General features: G+C 68.7%; 15 protein-coding genes. 2 read left to right on the top strand and 13 right to left on the bottom strand.

All coding sequences use genetic code 11. The features are described 5' to 3' along the window. Nucleotides 1–137: 137 nt before the first annotated feature. From mnhG to GOALK_RS06955, 6 genes are read right to left on the bottom strand one after another with little or no spacing between them, the layout of a single operon-like run. On the bottom strand, nt 138–470 hold the full coding sequence (gene mnhG, locus GOALK_RS06980; protein ID WP_006358101.1) for a monovalent cation/H(+) antiporter subunit G: 333 nt from the start codon (nt 468–470) through the stop codon (nt 138–140). Continuing rightward, complete coding sequence (locus tag GOALK_RS06975) at nt 467–730, bottom strand: monovalent cation/H+ antiporter complex subunit F (protein WP_006358100.1); 264 nt, start codon at nt 728–730, stop codon at nt 467–469. The genes mnhG and GOALK_RS06975 overlap by 4 nt, the downstream gene beginning before the upstream one ends. Continuing rightward, nucleotides 727–1,578, bottom strand: coding sequence for a Na+/H+ antiporter subunit E (locus GOALK_RS06970; protein WP_006358099.1), 852 nt, complete (start codon nt 1,576–1,578; stop codon nt 727–729). The genes GOALK_RS06975 and GOALK_RS06970 overlap by 4 nt, the downstream gene beginning before the upstream one ends. Then, nucleotides 1,575–3,188: a Na+/H+ antiporter subunit D gene (locus GOALK_RS06965; RefSeq protein ID WP_006358098.1), complete on the bottom strand. Its 1,614-nt coding sequence runs from the start codon at nt 3,186–3,188 to the stop codon at nt 1,575–1,577. The genes GOALK_RS06970 and GOALK_RS06965 overlap by 4 nt, the downstream gene beginning before the upstream one ends. Continuing rightward, entirely contained in the window at nt 3,185–3,874 is a 690-nt protein-coding gene (locus GOALK_RS06960; protein WP_006358097.1) for a Na(+)/H(+) antiporter subunit C, read from the bottom strand. The genes GOALK_RS06965 and GOALK_RS06960 overlap by 4 nt, the downstream gene beginning before the upstream one ends. Beyond that, the gene (locus GOALK_RS06955; protein WP_035754938.1) at nt 3,871–6,846 is read right to left on the bottom strand and encodes a Na+/H+ antiporter subunit A; all 2,976 of its coding nucleotides are present in this window, start codon (nt 6,844–6,846) and stop codon (nt 3,871–3,873) included. Before GOALK_RS06955 ends, GOALK_RS06960 begins: the two co-directional genes overlap by 4 nt. Nucleotides 6,847–6,919: 73 nt before the next feature. Here GOALK_RS06955 and GOALK_RS06950 point away from each other — a divergent pair, with 73 nt between their 5' ends. Then, nucleotides 6,920–7,348: a hypothetical protein gene (locus GOALK_RS06950; RefSeq protein ID WP_035754937.1), complete on the top strand. Its 429-nt coding sequence runs from the start codon at nt 6,920–6,922 to the stop codon at nt 7,346–7,348. On the opposite strand, the gene GOALK_RS06945 is transcribed toward GOALK_RS06950, so the two are convergent. The 5 genes from GOALK_RS06945 to moeA form a co-directional block, all read right to left on the bottom strand. Beyond that, nucleotides 7,335–7,982, bottom strand: a complete 648-nt coding sequence (locus GOALK_RS06945; RefSeq protein ID WP_035754935.1) for a TetR family transcriptional regulator — start codon at nt 7,980–7,982, stop codon at nt 7,335–7,337. The genes GOALK_RS06950 and GOALK_RS06945 overlap by 14 nt on opposite strands. Before the next feature lie 59 nt (nt 7,983–8,041). Beyond that, nucleotides 8,042–10,312, bottom strand: coding sequence for an AAA family ATPase (locus GOALK_RS06940; RefSeq protein WP_035754930.1), 2,271 nt, complete (start codon nt 10,310–10,312; stop codon nt 8,042–8,044). Then, the gene (locus GOALK_RS06935; RefSeq protein ID WP_006358092.1) at nt 10,309–11,409 is read right to left on the bottom strand and encodes a CDP-alcohol phosphatidyltransferase family protein; all 1,101 of its coding nucleotides are present in this window, start codon (nt 11,407–11,409) and stop codon (nt 10,309–10,311) included. Before GOALK_RS06935 ends, GOALK_RS06940 begins: the two co-directional genes overlap by 4 nt. Before the next feature lie 8 nt (nt 11,410–11,417). Further along, nucleotides 11,418–12,161 (bottom strand): phosphatidylserine decarboxylase, encoded by a 744-nt coding sequence (locus GOALK_RS06930; RefSeq protein ID WP_006358091.1) that lies wholly within the window; start codon nt 12,159–12,161, stop codon nt 11,418–11,420. An 87-nt stretch (nt 12,162–12,248) separates the two neighbouring features. Continuing rightward, nucleotides 12,249–13,508, bottom strand: a complete 1,260-nt coding sequence (gene moeA / locus GOALK_RS06925; protein ID WP_006358090.1) for a molybdopterin molybdotransferase MoeA — start codon at nt 13,506–13,508, stop codon at nt 12,249–12,251. A gap of 101 nt (nt 13,509–13,609) precedes the next feature. Between moeA and GOALK_RS06920 the strand changes: the two genes are divergently transcribed. Further along, on the top strand, nt 13,610–14,410 hold the full coding sequence (locus GOALK_RS06920) for an HAD-IIA family hydrolase (RefSeq protein WP_005199098.1): 801 nt from the start codon (nt 13,610–13,612) through the stop codon (nt 14,408–14,410). A gap of 16 nt (nt 14,411–14,426) precedes the next feature. Here the strand turns inward: GOALK_RS06920 and GOALK_RS06915 are convergent, their stop codons facing one another. After that, complete coding sequence (locus tag GOALK_RS06915) at nt 14,427–14,897, bottom strand: SRPBCC family protein (RefSeq protein ID WP_005199097.1); 471 nt, start codon at nt 14,895–14,897, stop codon at nt 14,427–14,429. Nucleotides 14,898–14,984: 87 nt separating this feature from the next. Continuing rightward, the gene (locus GOALK_RS06910; RefSeq protein WP_006358089.1) at nt 14,985–15,413 is read right to left on the bottom strand and encodes a DUF350 domain-containing protein; all 429 of its coding nucleotides are present in this window, start codon (nt 15,411–15,413) and stop codon (nt 14,985–14,987) included. Between the last annotated feature and the right edge of the window lie 108 nt (nt 15,414–15,521).

Raw genomic sequence — 15,521 nt, 5'->3', positions numbered from 1 at the left:
CCCGTCCGACGACTTATCGATGGCTTATGATCTCGACACCGACCGATACGCGGAGATGTCGGCAAGTTGTCCAATAGATCTCAAACGAGCCTTTTCGTACGGGATGCAACTTGACCACTGCGGCCCCGAACTCTCCGCTAATCCCGGTCGGGTGACTCCATGTCGCGCTCCTCCATGAGGCCGTCGCGGGCGCGCTGTTCCTGATAGGCGAGGCGTCCGATCCGGTGGGCGACCACCGGTGCCGTGATCAGCGCGAAGAGCCCGGCCAGGATGAGCATCCCGCTGTCGACGTTGTCGCCGAGGCGGACCACCGCGCCGAGCAGGATCAGCAGCAGCCCGAAGGTCTGCGGTTTGGTGGCGGCGTGCATCCGGCTCAGCGTGTCCGGGAACCGCACCAGACCGATGGCCGCGGTGACCGCCATGAGGCAGCCGATGAGGATCAGCGTTCCGCTGACGATATCCACGATCATGTCTGGTCATCCCGGACTCGGAATCGTGCGATCGCCACCGATCCGACGAAGCTCAGCAGCGACAGCGCGACGATGGCCGGCACGACCGTCGAGTCGAGGCTGTAGGCCGCCCACACACCGAGACCGCACATGCACAGCGCGATGAGGACGTCGAGCGAGACCAGACGGTCCAGCGTCGACGGTCCGCGCAGGATGGCGATCATCGTCAGGATCGCGGCGATCAGGAGCATCGTCGCCGCGATCGTCCACACGACGCTCATGACTCACCTCGATCCGAGCGGGAGGTCTCCGCCGCCGCGGTCGGGATGTCCGCCGACTGCGCACCGGCGACCGGTTGGATGGGCCGCACGTGATGGAAGTCCTCGTCGATGCCGTGGTACGGGCTGGGATGCCATTCGCTGTCCCGCTCGAAGGCCTTGATGAACATGCGCTCGACGTAGGCGACCTGGTCGTAGAACGCGCGCACCTTCTTCTCCGACCGGACGTCGAAGACGTGGACGTACAGCATGCGACGACGGTGGTCGATCTCGAGCACCATCGTGCCGGGCACGAGGTTCAGGTAGTCGACGGCAAGGGTGAGGACCATGTCGGACTTGATCGCAACCCGGACGCGCACGACGGCACCGAGTGGCGGTCGGCCGGGTCGGATGGCCATCCAGCCGATCTGCAGGCTCGAGACGAAGAAGTCGACGACGAGCCGGACGACGAGCCGGGCCAGCGACAGCGGGTGGATTCGGCCCTCGACGGGTACGCGCGGTAGGGGCAGCACGGTGAGCACCGCAACCGCGAGGACCACGCCGCCGATGATGTTGGCCCACGAAACGGTGCCCCACAACAACACCCAGACGAAGGTCAGCCAGGCGATGGTCCACAGCCGGACCCCGACCTCGCGGCTGTCGCTGCCGAGCCACTTGGGCAGGCGCGTGTGATTGCGCAGCCACACCAGAGCACTGACGAAGTGCCAGAAGATGAACAGCAGTGACACCCGCCAGGTGTTGATCACCAGCGAGAGTACGGGGCCCTTGGTGGACACCACCGGGGCGCGTCGCTTCATGGTCCGTTCGCCACCGTCGGGCTGCTTCCCGCTGGGCTGTTCTCCGGTCGTCATCGTGATTCACCTCCGCCCAGTACGGCCTCGACGTACACGCCGCGGTGGACGACGTCGGTTGCGGCGCTGTCGGTGAAGTCGAAGATCGGGCCGGCCCACAGTGTGAGCACCAGACCGGCGACGACCATCGCGAACGTGGGGAGGACCATCATCGCCGGCATGCGGCCGACGTCCTCACGTTCGGAGAAGGCGCCGTCGTCGCGTTCGTCGATGAGTGCGGACGGTCCTTGGTCGGCGAGTTCGCCCTCGGGGGCGTCGGCGCGGGGCCGCCAGAAGCCCTTGGTCCAGATTCGGGCCACCACGTACAGCGTGAGGAGGCTGGTGACGACCGAGCCGGCCACCAGAATCCAGGCCAGCACCGATCCGTTCTGGACGCCGGCCTCGAGGAGTGCGACCTTGCCGATGAACCCGGAGAACGGCGGGATACCCCCCAGGTTGAGGGCCGGGACGAGGAAGAGGACGGCGAGGACGGGGCTGGCGATCAGGCCGCCGAGCCGACGCAGTGAGGCCGATCCCGCCTGACGCTCGATCAGGCCCACCACCAGGAACAACGTGGTCTGGACGAGGATGTGGTGGGCGACGTAGTAGATTGCCGCCGACATCCCGAGTTCCGACGACAGCGCGACGCCGAAGACCATGTAGCCGATGTGGCTGACGAGGGTGAACGACAGCAGACGTTTGATGTCGGACTGGGCGATCGCACCGAAGATGCCCACGATCATCGTCAGCAGACCCGCGACCATGAGCACCGTGTCCATCGACCCGCCGGGGAACAACAGGGTGTGGGCGCGGACGATCGCGTACACACCGACCTTGGTGAGGAGGCCCGCGAACACCGCGGTGACCGGGGCGGGCGCGGTCGGGTAGGAGTCGGGCAGCCACGTCGACAGGGGGAAGACCGCGGCCTTGATGCCGAACGCCACGAGCAGTACCGCATAGAGGGCGTTGCGGGTGCCGTCGGGCACGTCGTCGAGGCGGACCGCCATCTCCGCGAGGTTGAGCGTCCCCGTGGTGGCGTAGGCGAAGGCGATGCCGGCCAGGAAGATCAGCGACGACAACATCGACACCATCACGTACGACGCGCCGGCGCGGACGCGTTCCTCGCTGGCGCCGAGCGTGAGCAGCACGAAGCTCGCGGTGAGCAGCACCTCGAAGGAGACGTAGAGGTTGAACAGGTCGCCGGCCAGGAAGGCGTTGCAGACACCCGCGGTCAGGATCAGGTAGGTCGGCAGGAAGATCGACGTCGGCTGCTGGGCCGTGCCGTCACGGATACCCTGACCGATCGCGTACACGACGACGCACAGCAGCACGATCGTCGAGACGACCAGCATCAGCGCCGCGAGCTGGTCGACGACCAGCGTGATCCCGAGTGGGCCGTTGGGGAAGCCCTTGTCACCCCAGCCGCCGATCGCGACCGCGAAGGTACCGTGCCGGTCGGTCAGGTAGAGCAGCAGACACGACGCGATGAACGCCACCGAGATCGCCGCGATGGCGACCACGCGCTGGAACCGCGGGCTGCGGCCGAGTAGCAGCGACAGCGCGGCGGCGCCGAGGGGGACCAGCGTCGGCAGCGTGATCAGGACGGGAATCCAGGACGGCTGCGGAGTCATCGGTCACCCCCTTCGGAATCGTGTTCGGCGTCGTCGGTGGCGACCTTCTCCCCGGAGCTCCCGATGACCTTCGGGTGGTCGGAGTCGTCCTCGGGGATCTTGTCTCCCACGAGGTCCGGGTCGTCCTCGGAACTGTCGGACCCGATCTCGTCGATGACGTCGGAGTCGGTCGGCATGATGTCGGTCTCGTGCAGCGCCGCGTGACGTTCGGCGACCTCCTCGGGGGAGAGGGGGTTACCCGAGTCGTCGAAGTAGTCGCCGCTGGCGGTATCGGACAGCGTGACCGGGTCGTCGCTGCGGTCGCGATCGGGGGCCGTGTCGAGTGTGCCCGTCTTGATCTTGACGTCCTCGACGTCGTCCTCGAGATCGTCGTCGTCGCGGTTGATCACGAACAGCCGGTAGACGAGCGCGAGCACGAACGCCGCGACGCCCATGGTGATGACGATCGCGGTCAGGATCATTCCCTGGGCGAGCGGGTCGGCATCCGTGGCTCGGTTCTCCGACGACCGGCCCAGGATCGGCGGATTACCCATCCCGCCGGACACCACGATGATCATCAGGTTGAGCGAGTTGCCGGCGAGGAGCAGGCCGAACAACATCCGGACCAGGCTGCGTTCCATCAGCAGGTACACGCCGCACGCGGCCATGACCCCGACGACGAGGAGGAGTGGGAGATTGGTGCTCATCGGACCACCTGTCCCTCTCCCGCGGGGACGTTCTCGGCCGTCGGCTCGTCGGATTCGGCCGGGATCGCCGCCGGATCGGTCTGGGTGCGGACGGGAGTGCGCGCCATCGTCGTCTCGACGTCGAGGCGGGCCCCGAGGCTGCGCAGCACGTCGAGTACCAGTCCGATCACGATGAGGTAGATCCCGAGGTCGAAGAACAGCGCGGTGACCAGCTTGATGTCGCCGAGGACCGGGACGGTGATCTCGAAGACGGCGGACGAGAGCGCGGGCGCCCCGAGGAACAACGACGTGATCGCGGTGGCGGCGGAGATCGCCAGACCTGCGCCCAGGATGCGGCCCGGTTCGATCGGCAGGGCCTCCCCGAGCTCGTAGCGGCCACCCGCCAGGTACCGCAGGACCAGCGCGAGACCCATGGTGAGGCCACCGGCGAATCCGCCGCCCGGCGAGTTGTGTCCGGCGTAGAAGAAGTAGACCGACAGCACGACCATCGTCGGGAACAGCAGTCGGGTGGTGGCCTCGAGGACCATCGATCGATGCCGGGGGTCGCGCAGACCAGACCCGAGCAGCCAGGTCGTGCGGTCCGGTGGGATCGGATCGTCGTCGTCATCGGTGTCGTTGTCGCTGATCCCGGCCTGCAGGCGAGCGGCGTCGGCGACGCGTGGTACCGCGCCGAAGCGCCGGTTGCGGAACACCATCGAGGCGACACCCGTCGCCGCGGCGATCAGCACGGACACCTCGCCGAGTGTGTCCCACGCGCGGATGTCGACGAGGATGACGTTCACCGCGTTCGCGCCCTGACCGAACTTGTAGGCGGCCTCGGGAAGGTCGACGTGCAGTGGCTCGGTCGAGCGTGCGGAGGCCGCGTACAGGCCGATCACCACGAGCATGGCGCCGAAGGCGAGGCCGATCAGCGCGCGCAGGGGCTTGAAGCCGGTGGCGTGCCGCTTCTCCGGCTCGGCCGGCAGCTTACGCAGGACGAGCACGAAGATGACCAGCGTCAGCGTCTCCACCAGGAACTGGGTGAGCGCGAGGTCGGGGGCGCCGTAGAGGGCGAACAACATGCCGCAGCCGTAACCGGTTACGCCGACGAGCAGCGTCGCGGCGAGACGATTGCGCAGGACGACCGCTGCGATCGAAGCAGCGATCATGATGCCGCCGATGACGAACTGGGGAGCGGTGGCGTCGTAGTCGATCTGCAGCTGGTCACGGGCGCCGAGGAACAGCACGATCGTCGGCAACAGGATCGCCGTGCAGAGGATGACGCCCTGGGTGACGGGCAGCGATCCGCGCTGGGTGTTGCGTGTGAGCAGCAGTGAGACGGTGTCGGCCGAACGCAGCGCGGCGTCGTAGATCCGGTCGGCGTTGAGCATCGGCCGGAAACCGAAGACACGGTCGCGGATCTTGCGGATGCCGAGGAAGGCGATGACACCGCCGACGATCACGATGATCGAGAAGATCACCGGGAGTCCGAAACCGTGCCACAGCGCGAGGTGTTCGAGCTCGTGTCCGTAGCTGTTCAGGGTCTCGGCGTAGGGCTCGAAGAGGGCGCCGATCGGCCCGCTGACGAAGCCGGCGACCACACCGGCGACGGCGAGGACGACCGGGGAGATGTAGAAGGCCCAGGCGGGGGCGTGCATCTTCGCCACGGCCGGGCTGGGTGTGTTGCGGACCTTGCGTCCGAACGCGCCCCACAGGAAGCGCAGCGTGTACGCGCAGGTGATGATCGATCCGACCAGCAGGACGATGTCGACGGTGTGGGCCTGCCAGGAACTGAGGGCCCCGGTGTCCCAGACCGACGCGAAGGCGGTCTCCTTGCCGATGAACCCGAAGGTGAACGGGATGCCGGCCATGCTCGCACCGGCGAGCGCCGCGGTGACGGCGAGCACCGGCAGGCGGTGCCCGAGACGTGCGAGCTTGCGGATGTCGCGGGTACCGGTCGCGTGGTCGATGATGCCGACGACCATGAACAGCGACGCCTTGAACATGGCGTGCGCGACGAGCATGGCGAGGCCTGCCATGGCCACGTTCGCATCGCCGATGCCGACGAGGACGGCCATGAATCCCAGCTGGGACACGGTGCCGAAGGCGAGGATGAGTTTCAGGTCGAGTTCACGGAGTGAACGCCAGCCCCCGAGGACCATCGTCAGCGCACCGAGGCCGACGACGGCGATCTGCCAGCTGGCGGTGGCCGAGAAGCCCGGGGCCAGACGCGCGATCAGGTAGATGCCGGCTTTCACCATCGCGGCAGCATGCAGGTAGGCGCTGACCGGCGTGGGGGCGGCCATCGCGCCCGGGAGCCAGAAGTGGAACGGGACGATGGCCGACTTGCTGAGCGCGCCGATGAGCAGCAGGACGATCGCGATGTCGACGTAGACGCCGGTCGGCGGTGCCGCGATGATCTCCGAGAGCAGGTAGGTCCCGGAGCGTTCGCCCAGCATGATGATGCCGACGAGCATGGCCAGGCCACCGAAGGTGGTGACCAGGAGAGCCTGGGTGGCCGATCGCCGGGCCGTCGCACGGACGCCGTAGAAGCCGACGAGCATGAACGACAGGACGGTCGTGAGCTCCCAGAACACGTAGAGCACGAGCATGTTGTCAGAGATGACCAGACCGAACATGGCCGCCGCGAAGGCCACCATCTCGCCACCGAACAGCGCGACGCGCGGGCGGGCGTCGTCGAAGTAGTGGGCGCAGTAGCAGAGCACGAGGGCGCCGACGCCCAGGATCAGGACCGACAGGATCGCCGTGAGGGTGTCGAAGCGGGTGACGATGTCCATCTGCAACGACGGAACCCAGCTCACCGTCTCCACGACGGCGCGGTCGGCCTCGGGGGCGGGCCAGTGGGTGATCACCCAGATCAGGGCGCCGAGCGGCGCGAGCGCGAGGATGTAGAAACCCCGGGTGCCGATCCAGTGGATGACTGCGGGCGCGATCAGTGCGCACACTGCCAACGCAGCCAACACAGAAATCAAAAGGGCACTCCGTCTTTCTCCCGGCGGGGTGTCACGGGCGAACACCCGCGGGAACTACTTTACCGTTGCCCGTATGTTCCGGTTCGACTGGCTCTGGCGTCTCGTTGTGGTACTGGCTTCGATCGCGGTGGTCGGTGGCGCGCTGGCCGGGTGCAGCGAGGAGGAGCAGGCGGGCCCCGATGGGGTTCCGCTGCCGTCTGATTTTCCCGTCACGCAGGTGCCGCTGATCGACGGGCACGTGCTGTCGGCGAGCGGTACGCGCGCCGACGGCTGGGAGGTCACCGTCCAGGGTCCGGCGAACGGCGGCAACCAGCTCGAGGCGGCGACGAAGAAGCTGACCGACGCCGGTTACGTCGAGTCGCATCGTTCCACCGAAGGCGGACAGTCCGTTGCCGTGCTGTCCGCGGCCAAGGGTGGGTCGACCTACTGGGTTCAGGTCGGCGCCTCCCCGCAGGCCGCCGGTGGCGGATCGTCGGTGTTCTACCTGGTCAACGTCGAGTAGGTTCGTCCGCGGCACCTGCGTGGTCCCGGACAGCGCCGTACAGGAAATCCCGCAGCCGCGTCTCGAAGAGCCGGCGCGGGGTGAGGTGGTTGGCCGACAGCGCTCGGGACAGGTGCGGCTGTGTGTCGGGCGAGACATGCCCCGCGGCGGACGACCGGCTGTGCGGAGGCTGCGACGCCTCCATCAACACGGCGCCGACGACGAGGCTCTGCACGCCTTCCAGGATTCGGACCTGGAGCTCGGTGGGGACACCTGACGCGGAGAGAAACGACGCACAGTCCTCCTGAACGGAGACGAACCGCACGCGCGGAAGATGCGTAACCAGGAGCGGTGCCGCGTTCCGATGTCGGAGGACCGACTGCCGGAAGTTCAGGGAGATCCCGATCAGGTAGTCAGGCCAGTCCGGTCCCGGCTTCACCCGAGGTCTCCGACTCGGTCCGGCGACGCGGAGAGCGACTTCGGCGAGCAGCTCGTGCTTGTCCCTGAAGTGGTGATAGAGCGACGGGGCGCGGACTCCCAGCTGCTCTGCCAGTCGCGGAAGGCTGAACGCATCGAGTCCTTCGGTGTCGATGATCTCGAGCGATGCCTGCACTGCCGCGTCACGGTTGATCAACGGTTTGGACGGCCGTGGCATCAGTCACCCCTTTGGTTGTCTCGCCTTCGCGGACAGGACGAGAACGGCCGTGCGAACCCTCACTCCAACCGGCGCTCGGCATACGCCCGCAGGTTCTCCACCTGGTCGGGGTCGAGCGACGGACGGACCCGGCTCCTGGCCTCGGTCACGTCGTCGGCGGTGACCACCGCGGCGTTGATGTCGCGTCGCATCGCCGACAGTGCGGCCTCGCGGAGCAGCGCCGAGCAGTCGGCGGCGGAGTAGCCCTCGAGGTCGGCGGCGAGTTCGTCGAGGTCGATGTCGTCGAGCGGGACGTCGCGGCCGCTGGTGCGCAAGATGTCCCCGCGGGCTGCGGCATCCGGCGGCGGCACGAAGACCAGGCGTTCTAGGCGGCCGGGTCGCAGCAGCGCCGGGTCGATGAGGTCGGGGCGGTTGGTCGCGCCGAGTACGACCACGTCCTGCAGCGGTTCGACGCCGTCGAGTTCGGTGAGAAGCGACGCGACCACACGGTCGGCGACCCCGGAATCGGTGGATTGCCCTCGACGAGGTGCGAGCGCGTCGACCTCGTCGAGGAAGATCAGCGACGGCGCCGACTCGCGGGCGCGGGCGAACAGGTCACGGACCGCCTTCTCCGACGAGCCGACCCATTTGTCCATCAGCTCAGCACCTTTGACGGTGTGCACCGACAACTGGCCGGATGCGGCGAGCGCGCGGACGACGAAGGTCTTGCCGCATCCTGGCGGGCCGAAGAGCAGCACACCGCGGGGCGGGTCGACGCCGAGCCGGGCGAAGGTGTCGGGATGCTGCAGCGGCCACAGGACCGCCTCGGTCAGCGCCTGTTTGGTCTCGACCATGTCGCCGACATCGGCGAGCGTGATCGAACCGAGTGCCACCTCGGGGGAATCCGACCGGGACACCGGCCGGATCACGTCGAGCGCGCCCACGAGATCCTCGGTGCGGAGTGCGGGTTCGGATTTGCTGCTGCTGGCGCGGGTCGCGGCGCGCAGCGCGGCCTCGCGGGTGAGCGCGGCGAGGTCGCCGGCGACGAAACCCGGGGTGCGTGCGGCCACCGACTCGAGGTCGAGGTCGCCCTCGGTGGGAACCGTCGACAGGATCGCCGCCAACAGCCGTCCGCGGGTGGCGGCGTCGGGCAGTCCGATGATCAGTTCGCGGTCGCACAGCGACGGGTCGCGTAGGCGCGAGTCGAGGCGAACGGGTTCGGCGGTGGTCGCGACGAGCGCGATACGGCCATCGGAGATGCCCGAGCGCAGCTCGTCGAGGACAAGGGTGGCGACCGGCTCCGGCTCGGATGGCAGGAGGGCGTCGATGTCGGTGATGAGCAGGACCCCGCCGGTGGCGCGGGCGCGGGCCACCGCGTCGGTGACCGTGCGCAGGCGGGTGTTGGGTTCGGTGGCGCCGGTCGTCGGGCCGTCGACGGTGACGAGGGTGCGCTTCGCGCAGACCGATCGGACCAGCGTCGCCTTGCCGCCACCGGCCGGCCCGGTCACCAGGACGCCGAGACGAGGCGCGGCGCCCAGGGTGCGCAGGACGTCGGGCTCGTCGAGCGTGATCGCCAGCCATTCGGTGAGCTTGGTGATCTGCGAGTCGACGCCGACCAGCTCGGACACCGGCCGGACCGGGACGTCGGGCTCCTCGACCGGGACGCTGCCGACGGGAGCCGGGATCGTCGGCGGTGCGTTGACCGGGGTGTCGGGCACGATGCCGAGCGCACCCGGAATCCGCGGCGAACCGAGACCGGCGCGGTCGCCGAGCGGGGGCACCTCGCCTGCGGTCGTCGACCACAGCACCGCGGTGTTGGTCTGCACGCTGACGGGGGAGCCCGGATCGGTACCCGTGACGGTGAGCAGTTCGGTGGTCCAGGTGATGCCGACGGACCGGGCCAGGGCGCGCGTCGCCTCGGTCGCGGCGAGTTCGGGCCCGAGGTCGCGGGGCAGCAGCGACACCGCGTCACCGACCGAGAGCACCTTGCCGAGCAGCGCGCGCCGGAGCGTGGACTCGGTGATCGACTGGGTGGCCAGCACCGAGCCGTTCACGACGACCCGGCTCGCGCCGTGCACGACCACCGGGGCCAGCACGACCGGGGCGTTCTCCTTGACCCCGGCGTTGGAGAAGAGGATCTCGTCGAGCAGGACGGTCCCGGTCGGCGCCGACGCATCGGTCGCCGCGACCACCGCGGCGGTCACGCGGGCGCCGGTGATCGACACGGCATCCCACTCCCGCAGCGACAACGCGGTCAGCACCTCGGGGTGCACCCGGATGATGCCGCGGCGTGCCTCGGCCGCGGAGGTGTTGAGTCGGGCGGTCAGGGTCAGGGACACCCGTGAGCTCATTCGGTCTCGCTTCCGTTCTGATCGGCAACCGGTTCGGAGCTCTGCACGGCGACCGGCGCACCGGTGGGACGGTTGAGGCCCAGCCTGCGCTGCGACTTCAGGACGGGGCGTCGTCGACGGCCACCCGGCGCGGTCTTCGACGCCTTCCGCTGCGCACGGCGCTCGGCGGGCTTGTCGTCCCAGTGCTCCGGCCGCGAGGCGACCCACCGACGCGAACGCCACGCGAACGGGATGTGGATCGCGTAGGCGGCGATGCCGATCATCATCAGCAGGTAGGGGTAGGTCAGCAGGAGAGCGGCACCGACCGCGACGAGGACGAGCAGACCGGCGACCGCGCGCGGCGGGATCGACGCGGTCTTCAGGGACGCCGTGGGAACGCGGCTGACGGCCAGGAACGCGACCAGGACCAGCCATCCGCCCACGGCGGGCACCGATGTCCACCAGCCCTCGCCGAACTGCTGGGCCAGACCGATCGGCAGCAGCGCGCAGATGGCGGCCGCCGGTGCCGGGACGCCGACGAAGAAGTCCCTCGTGTACCCGGGTGCCTCGTCGTCGTCGAGCAGGGTGTTGAACCGGGCGAGGCGCAACACGATCGCGCAGCAGTAGATCAGCGCCAGCGCCCAGCCGAGATCCTGGCCGTCGAGCAGGAAGAAGTAGACGATCATCGCCGGCACCACGCCGAAGTTGATCGCGTCGGCCAGGGAGTCGATCTCGGCGCCGATACGGCTCGTCGCGCCCATCAGCCGGGCCACCCGTCCGTCGATGCCGTCGAGGAACGCGGCGGCGACGAGGAGACCCATGGCGACGTCGATGTCGCCGGTGGTGGCCGCGCGCATCGCCGTCAGTCCCGCGCAGATCGCGAGGATCGTGAGCGACGACGGGATGATGATGCGTCCCGCCTGCGCCTGCTTGCTGAGCCGGCGACGTTCGGGTTCACGTGGCTTGGACGGTGCGGGGCCATGGGCCTGCGCCTGGCGTCGTGCTGACCGCGCGGTGGGGACGCGGGTCTTGGAGGAGCGGGACGGCCGGCGGAGACCGGGGTCACCGGCCCGGCGTCCGGCGGGACCGTCGGATGAATTCGCAGCCTGGGGGTTCACGGGCCGGATCAGAGGTCGAGGTAGGCGAAGGGGGTCTCGCCGCCGACGGCGCGCTGACCCACCGAGACGCGGGGTGTGGTGCCCTTGGGGAAGTAGACGTCGACCCGGGAACCGAAGCGGATCAGTCCGTAGGTGTCGCCGAGCCGCAGGGTGTCGCCGACCTTCGGGTCGCAGACGATCCGGCGCGCGATGAGCCCGGCGATCTGCACGACCGCGAGGTCGGGTCCGGCGCCGCCGCCGGTCGCCCCTCCGCTTCTTCTCGTCGTACGGATGGTCATGGTGGTGCGTTCGTTGTCACGGCTGGCCTCGGGGAGGTCCGCGGACAAGAACGCGCCCGGGGTGTGCGTCACCGCGGTGACCGTACCGGCGATGGGCACACGCTGGACGTGCACGTCGAAGATCGACAGGAAGGTCGAGACACGGGGCAGCGGATCGCTGCCCAGACCCGCCTCCGCCGGTGGGACGGCCTCGTCGACGAGTGCGATCGTGCCGTCGGCGGGTGCGACGACCACGCCCGGCTCGGTCGGTGGGACACGGCTCGGGTGCCGGAAGAACGCGGCACAGGCGCCGGCGGTCAGTGCTGCGGGCCGCGCGATCCAGCGGTGGCGGCGTCCGAGGAACGCGACCGCCGCGGGGGCGGCGACGAACGGGATACCGGCCGGATGGATCGGCGGGATGGTCTCACGGGCCAGGTCTAGGAAATGGGCGACACGGCCGGTGTTGCCCTCGTCCGGACGCGGACGTCTGGCCACGATCTACCTCCTGTTGTGCCCGATGCGGGCCGTTCGATGAAACCTTGCGCACCACGGGTCGGGTACGACTTCGGTCCAGCTTAGAGCTCAGCGCAGAACGAGCACGTCGACCGGAGTTCCCACGGCCAGACCGTCGGTCTCGGTGGGCACGTCGATCAGTGCGTCCGCCTCGGCGAGAAAGCGGAGGTGATGGGAGCCGGGCGGGCCGATCGGGTCGACGACGACGCCCGATCCGTCCTCGTCGGTCCGGAGGACTCCGCGGAGGAACTGCCGCTTGCCCTGCGGTGAGCGGATGTCGGCGCCCAGCCGGGCGGTCACCCGACGTCGTTGCGGTGGCAACCCCATCGCGGCGCGGAGTGCGGGCCGGATGAAGACTTCGAAGGACACCAGGGCACTGACCGGGTTGCCCGGGAGTGTGATGATCGGCACGGTGGGCCCGGGCGTTCCGTCGGGCCGGTCGGACGCGGTGTGGTGACCGCAGCCCTGCGGCATACCGGGTTGCATCGCGACCTTCACGAACTCGACGGACCCGGTGGCCGACAGCGCGTCCTTCACGACCTCGAAGGCGCCCGCGCTGACACCCCCGGACGTGATGATCAGGTCGGCCTCGCCGGCGACCTGGTCGAGCCGGTCGAGGAAGTCGCCGGTGTCGTCCGGGACGAAGTGCACATGCCGGCCGATCGCGCCGGCCTCGATGGCGGCGGCGGTGAGCATCGCTCCGTTCGACTCGTAGATCTGGCCGTGCTGCAACGGTTTTCCGGGTTCGACGAGCTCGGAGCCGGTGGACAGGACCACGACGCGCAACGGCCGGGCGACGGTGACCTCGGCGATCCCGAGCGCGGCCAGCAGACCGATCTGCGGCGCCCCGATGACGGTCCCGGCGGGCAGGGCACGGACGCCCTGCCCGATGTCGGAACCCGCACGCCGGATGTGTTTTCCGGACTCGACCGGTGCCGTGAACGTGACCGTCTCCGCGGCCGCGACCGGGCCGACCGCCGCGTCGGTCAGCTCCACCGGGACGACGGCGTCGGCGCCGGCCGGCAGCGGGGCACCGGTCATGATGCGATGCGCGGTGCCGGGGGTCAGTGCGAGAGCGTCGGTGCGTCCCGCCGGGATGTCCGCGGCGACGGGCAGCGTGACGGGGGAGTCGGGGGAGGCGTCCGCGAGATCGTCGGCGAGGACGGCGAATCCGTCCATCGCCGAGTTGTCGAAGCCGGGCAACGAGAGCGGCGCGTCGACGTCGGCGAACGTGGCCCTGCCCAACGCCTCCGGCAGGGACAGCCGGACGGGAACGGGTGGGCCGAACAATGCGGAGACGACGGCCTGATGCTCTGCGACGGTACGCATGCGCCTCAGGATGCCAGGTGAGCGGACGCGTCTCGTCGGGGTACCCGGTTCGAGGGATGCCTGCACTGCGTCGCCGGGGACCGCGGACTACATTCGTGCCCATGGCATTGGGTCTGCTTCTCGACATCGACGGGGTGATGGTCACCTCGTGGAAGGCTCTGCCCGGCGCGGTGGAGGCCGTCTCCCGCCTCGCCGACCGCAAGATCCCGCGGATGTTCCTCACCAACACCACCTCGCGCTCGCGCAACGAGATCGCGGAGCTGTTGAACGACTGCGGCTTCTTCGTCGATGCCGACGAGATCCTGACGGCCGCGAAGCTGACCGCCGAATACGTGGGGTCGACCTTCCCGGGCAAACGGGTCTGGGTTCTCAACCAGGGCCCGATCGCCGAGGACATGACCGGGGTCGAACTGACCGACGACCCGGCGGATGCCGAGGTCGTGGTTCTGGGTGGGGCAGGTCCCGTGTTCACCCACGACGCGCTGTCGAAGGTCCTCGAGATGCTGCTCGACGGAGTGCCGGTGATCGCCATGCACCGGTCGATGACGTGGTCGACGGCCGACGGGCTGTCGATCGACACGGGCGTCTATCTCGAGGGCCTCGAGAAGGCGTCGGGCAAGAAGATCAAGGCGATCGGCAAACCCTCGCCGCTCGGATTCCGCGCCGCCACCGACATGTTGGGGCTCGAGCCCAACCAGGTGGTGATGGTCGGCGACGACATGCACAACGACGTCCTGGGTGCACAGGCGTCGGCGCTGATCGGTGTGCTGGTGCGCACCGGCAAGTTCCGCGAGGAGGCGCTCGATGCCCTCGCGCGTGACGAGTTCGGGCCCTTCCCGGACCACGTCATCGACTCGGTGGCCGACCTCCCCGAACTGATCGACAAGATCAGCGGAACCTGACGGGTATCACGGGGTTTCAGACGCGGTCGAGCTGGCTCTCGGCCGCGCGCTTGATCTTGCCGAGGGTCTCGGCCATGCCCAGCTGGAGTTCGGCCTCGAAGGAATCGGCGCCGCCGAACAGCTTGTCGACGAGCAACGACGACACCTTGGTGGTGGAGCCGTTCACCTCGCGGCGCTCGGTCACGGTCACGCCCGAACCGTTCGGGGTGATGGCGTAGCTCCACACGGTGTGGTTCTCGGCCACGCGGAAGGCGATCTCCTGGTTGGGTGTGAAACGCACGACCTTGGAGGTGGTCGGCCACACCAACGGGCCGCGGCGGTTGATGTTGATGGTCTTGGTCCCCAACCCGACGGTGCCGCCGCGGATGATCATCTTCTTGCACTGCGGGCTCCACTCGCCCATGCGCTGGAGATCGGAGATCACCGACCACACCTGCTCGGCAGATGCGTCGATGTCGATGGACTCTTCGATGAGTGATGCGGTCATGGTCGCCAACAGTATGGGCTTGTTGGCGCACCGTCAATAGGTTGCTGGCGGACCGTCAATAAGCCTGGTGGTCGCGCCGGAAACCGCTCAGACCAGCAGGGTCATGCCGATGACGGCACCGATGCCGACGAAGACCGCGGCGGTGATCCAGCCGGCGGGGTGCTCGTCGTTCTCCAGCAGCAGCGTCCCCAGCTTGCCCGGGGTCAGCCAGTCGATGAGCACGAACGACCACATCATCACCGCGATCGTCAGGACCACGTAGGCGACGGTGTAGAGCAGCGCGCGCCACAGTTCGAGGAGTTCGGTGTCGATGACCGAGCAGACCAGCACGATCGACAGTCCGATGACCATCGAGGTGGCGAGGATGACGGCGTTGCGGTTGTGGTCGACCCACACCAGCTGCCGAAGCCGGCCGGGGGTCACCACGTCGAGCGCCACGAACCCGACGACGAGCAGGGTGATCCCGACGAGGCTGAACGACGCCCCAGCGGCCAGATTGTCACGCAGCAAATCCATCCGAGTCCCTCTCTCCTCACCGAGCTGTGCTGAGGAAACAGTATCGGTGGGCCGGCGTGCGGGGTGGGAGGTGCCGGGATCCGTGGCGGTACCTCTTTGCTCCCTGAG

It is taken from the genome of Gordonia alkanivorans NBRC 16433 (assembly GCF_000225505.1).
GTDB classification, from domain to species: domain Bacteria; phylum Actinomycetota; class Actinomycetes; order Mycobacteriales; family Mycobacteriaceae; genus Gordonia; species Gordonia alkanivorans.
This window is presented reverse-complemented; position numbering and strand designations above follow the sequence as displayed.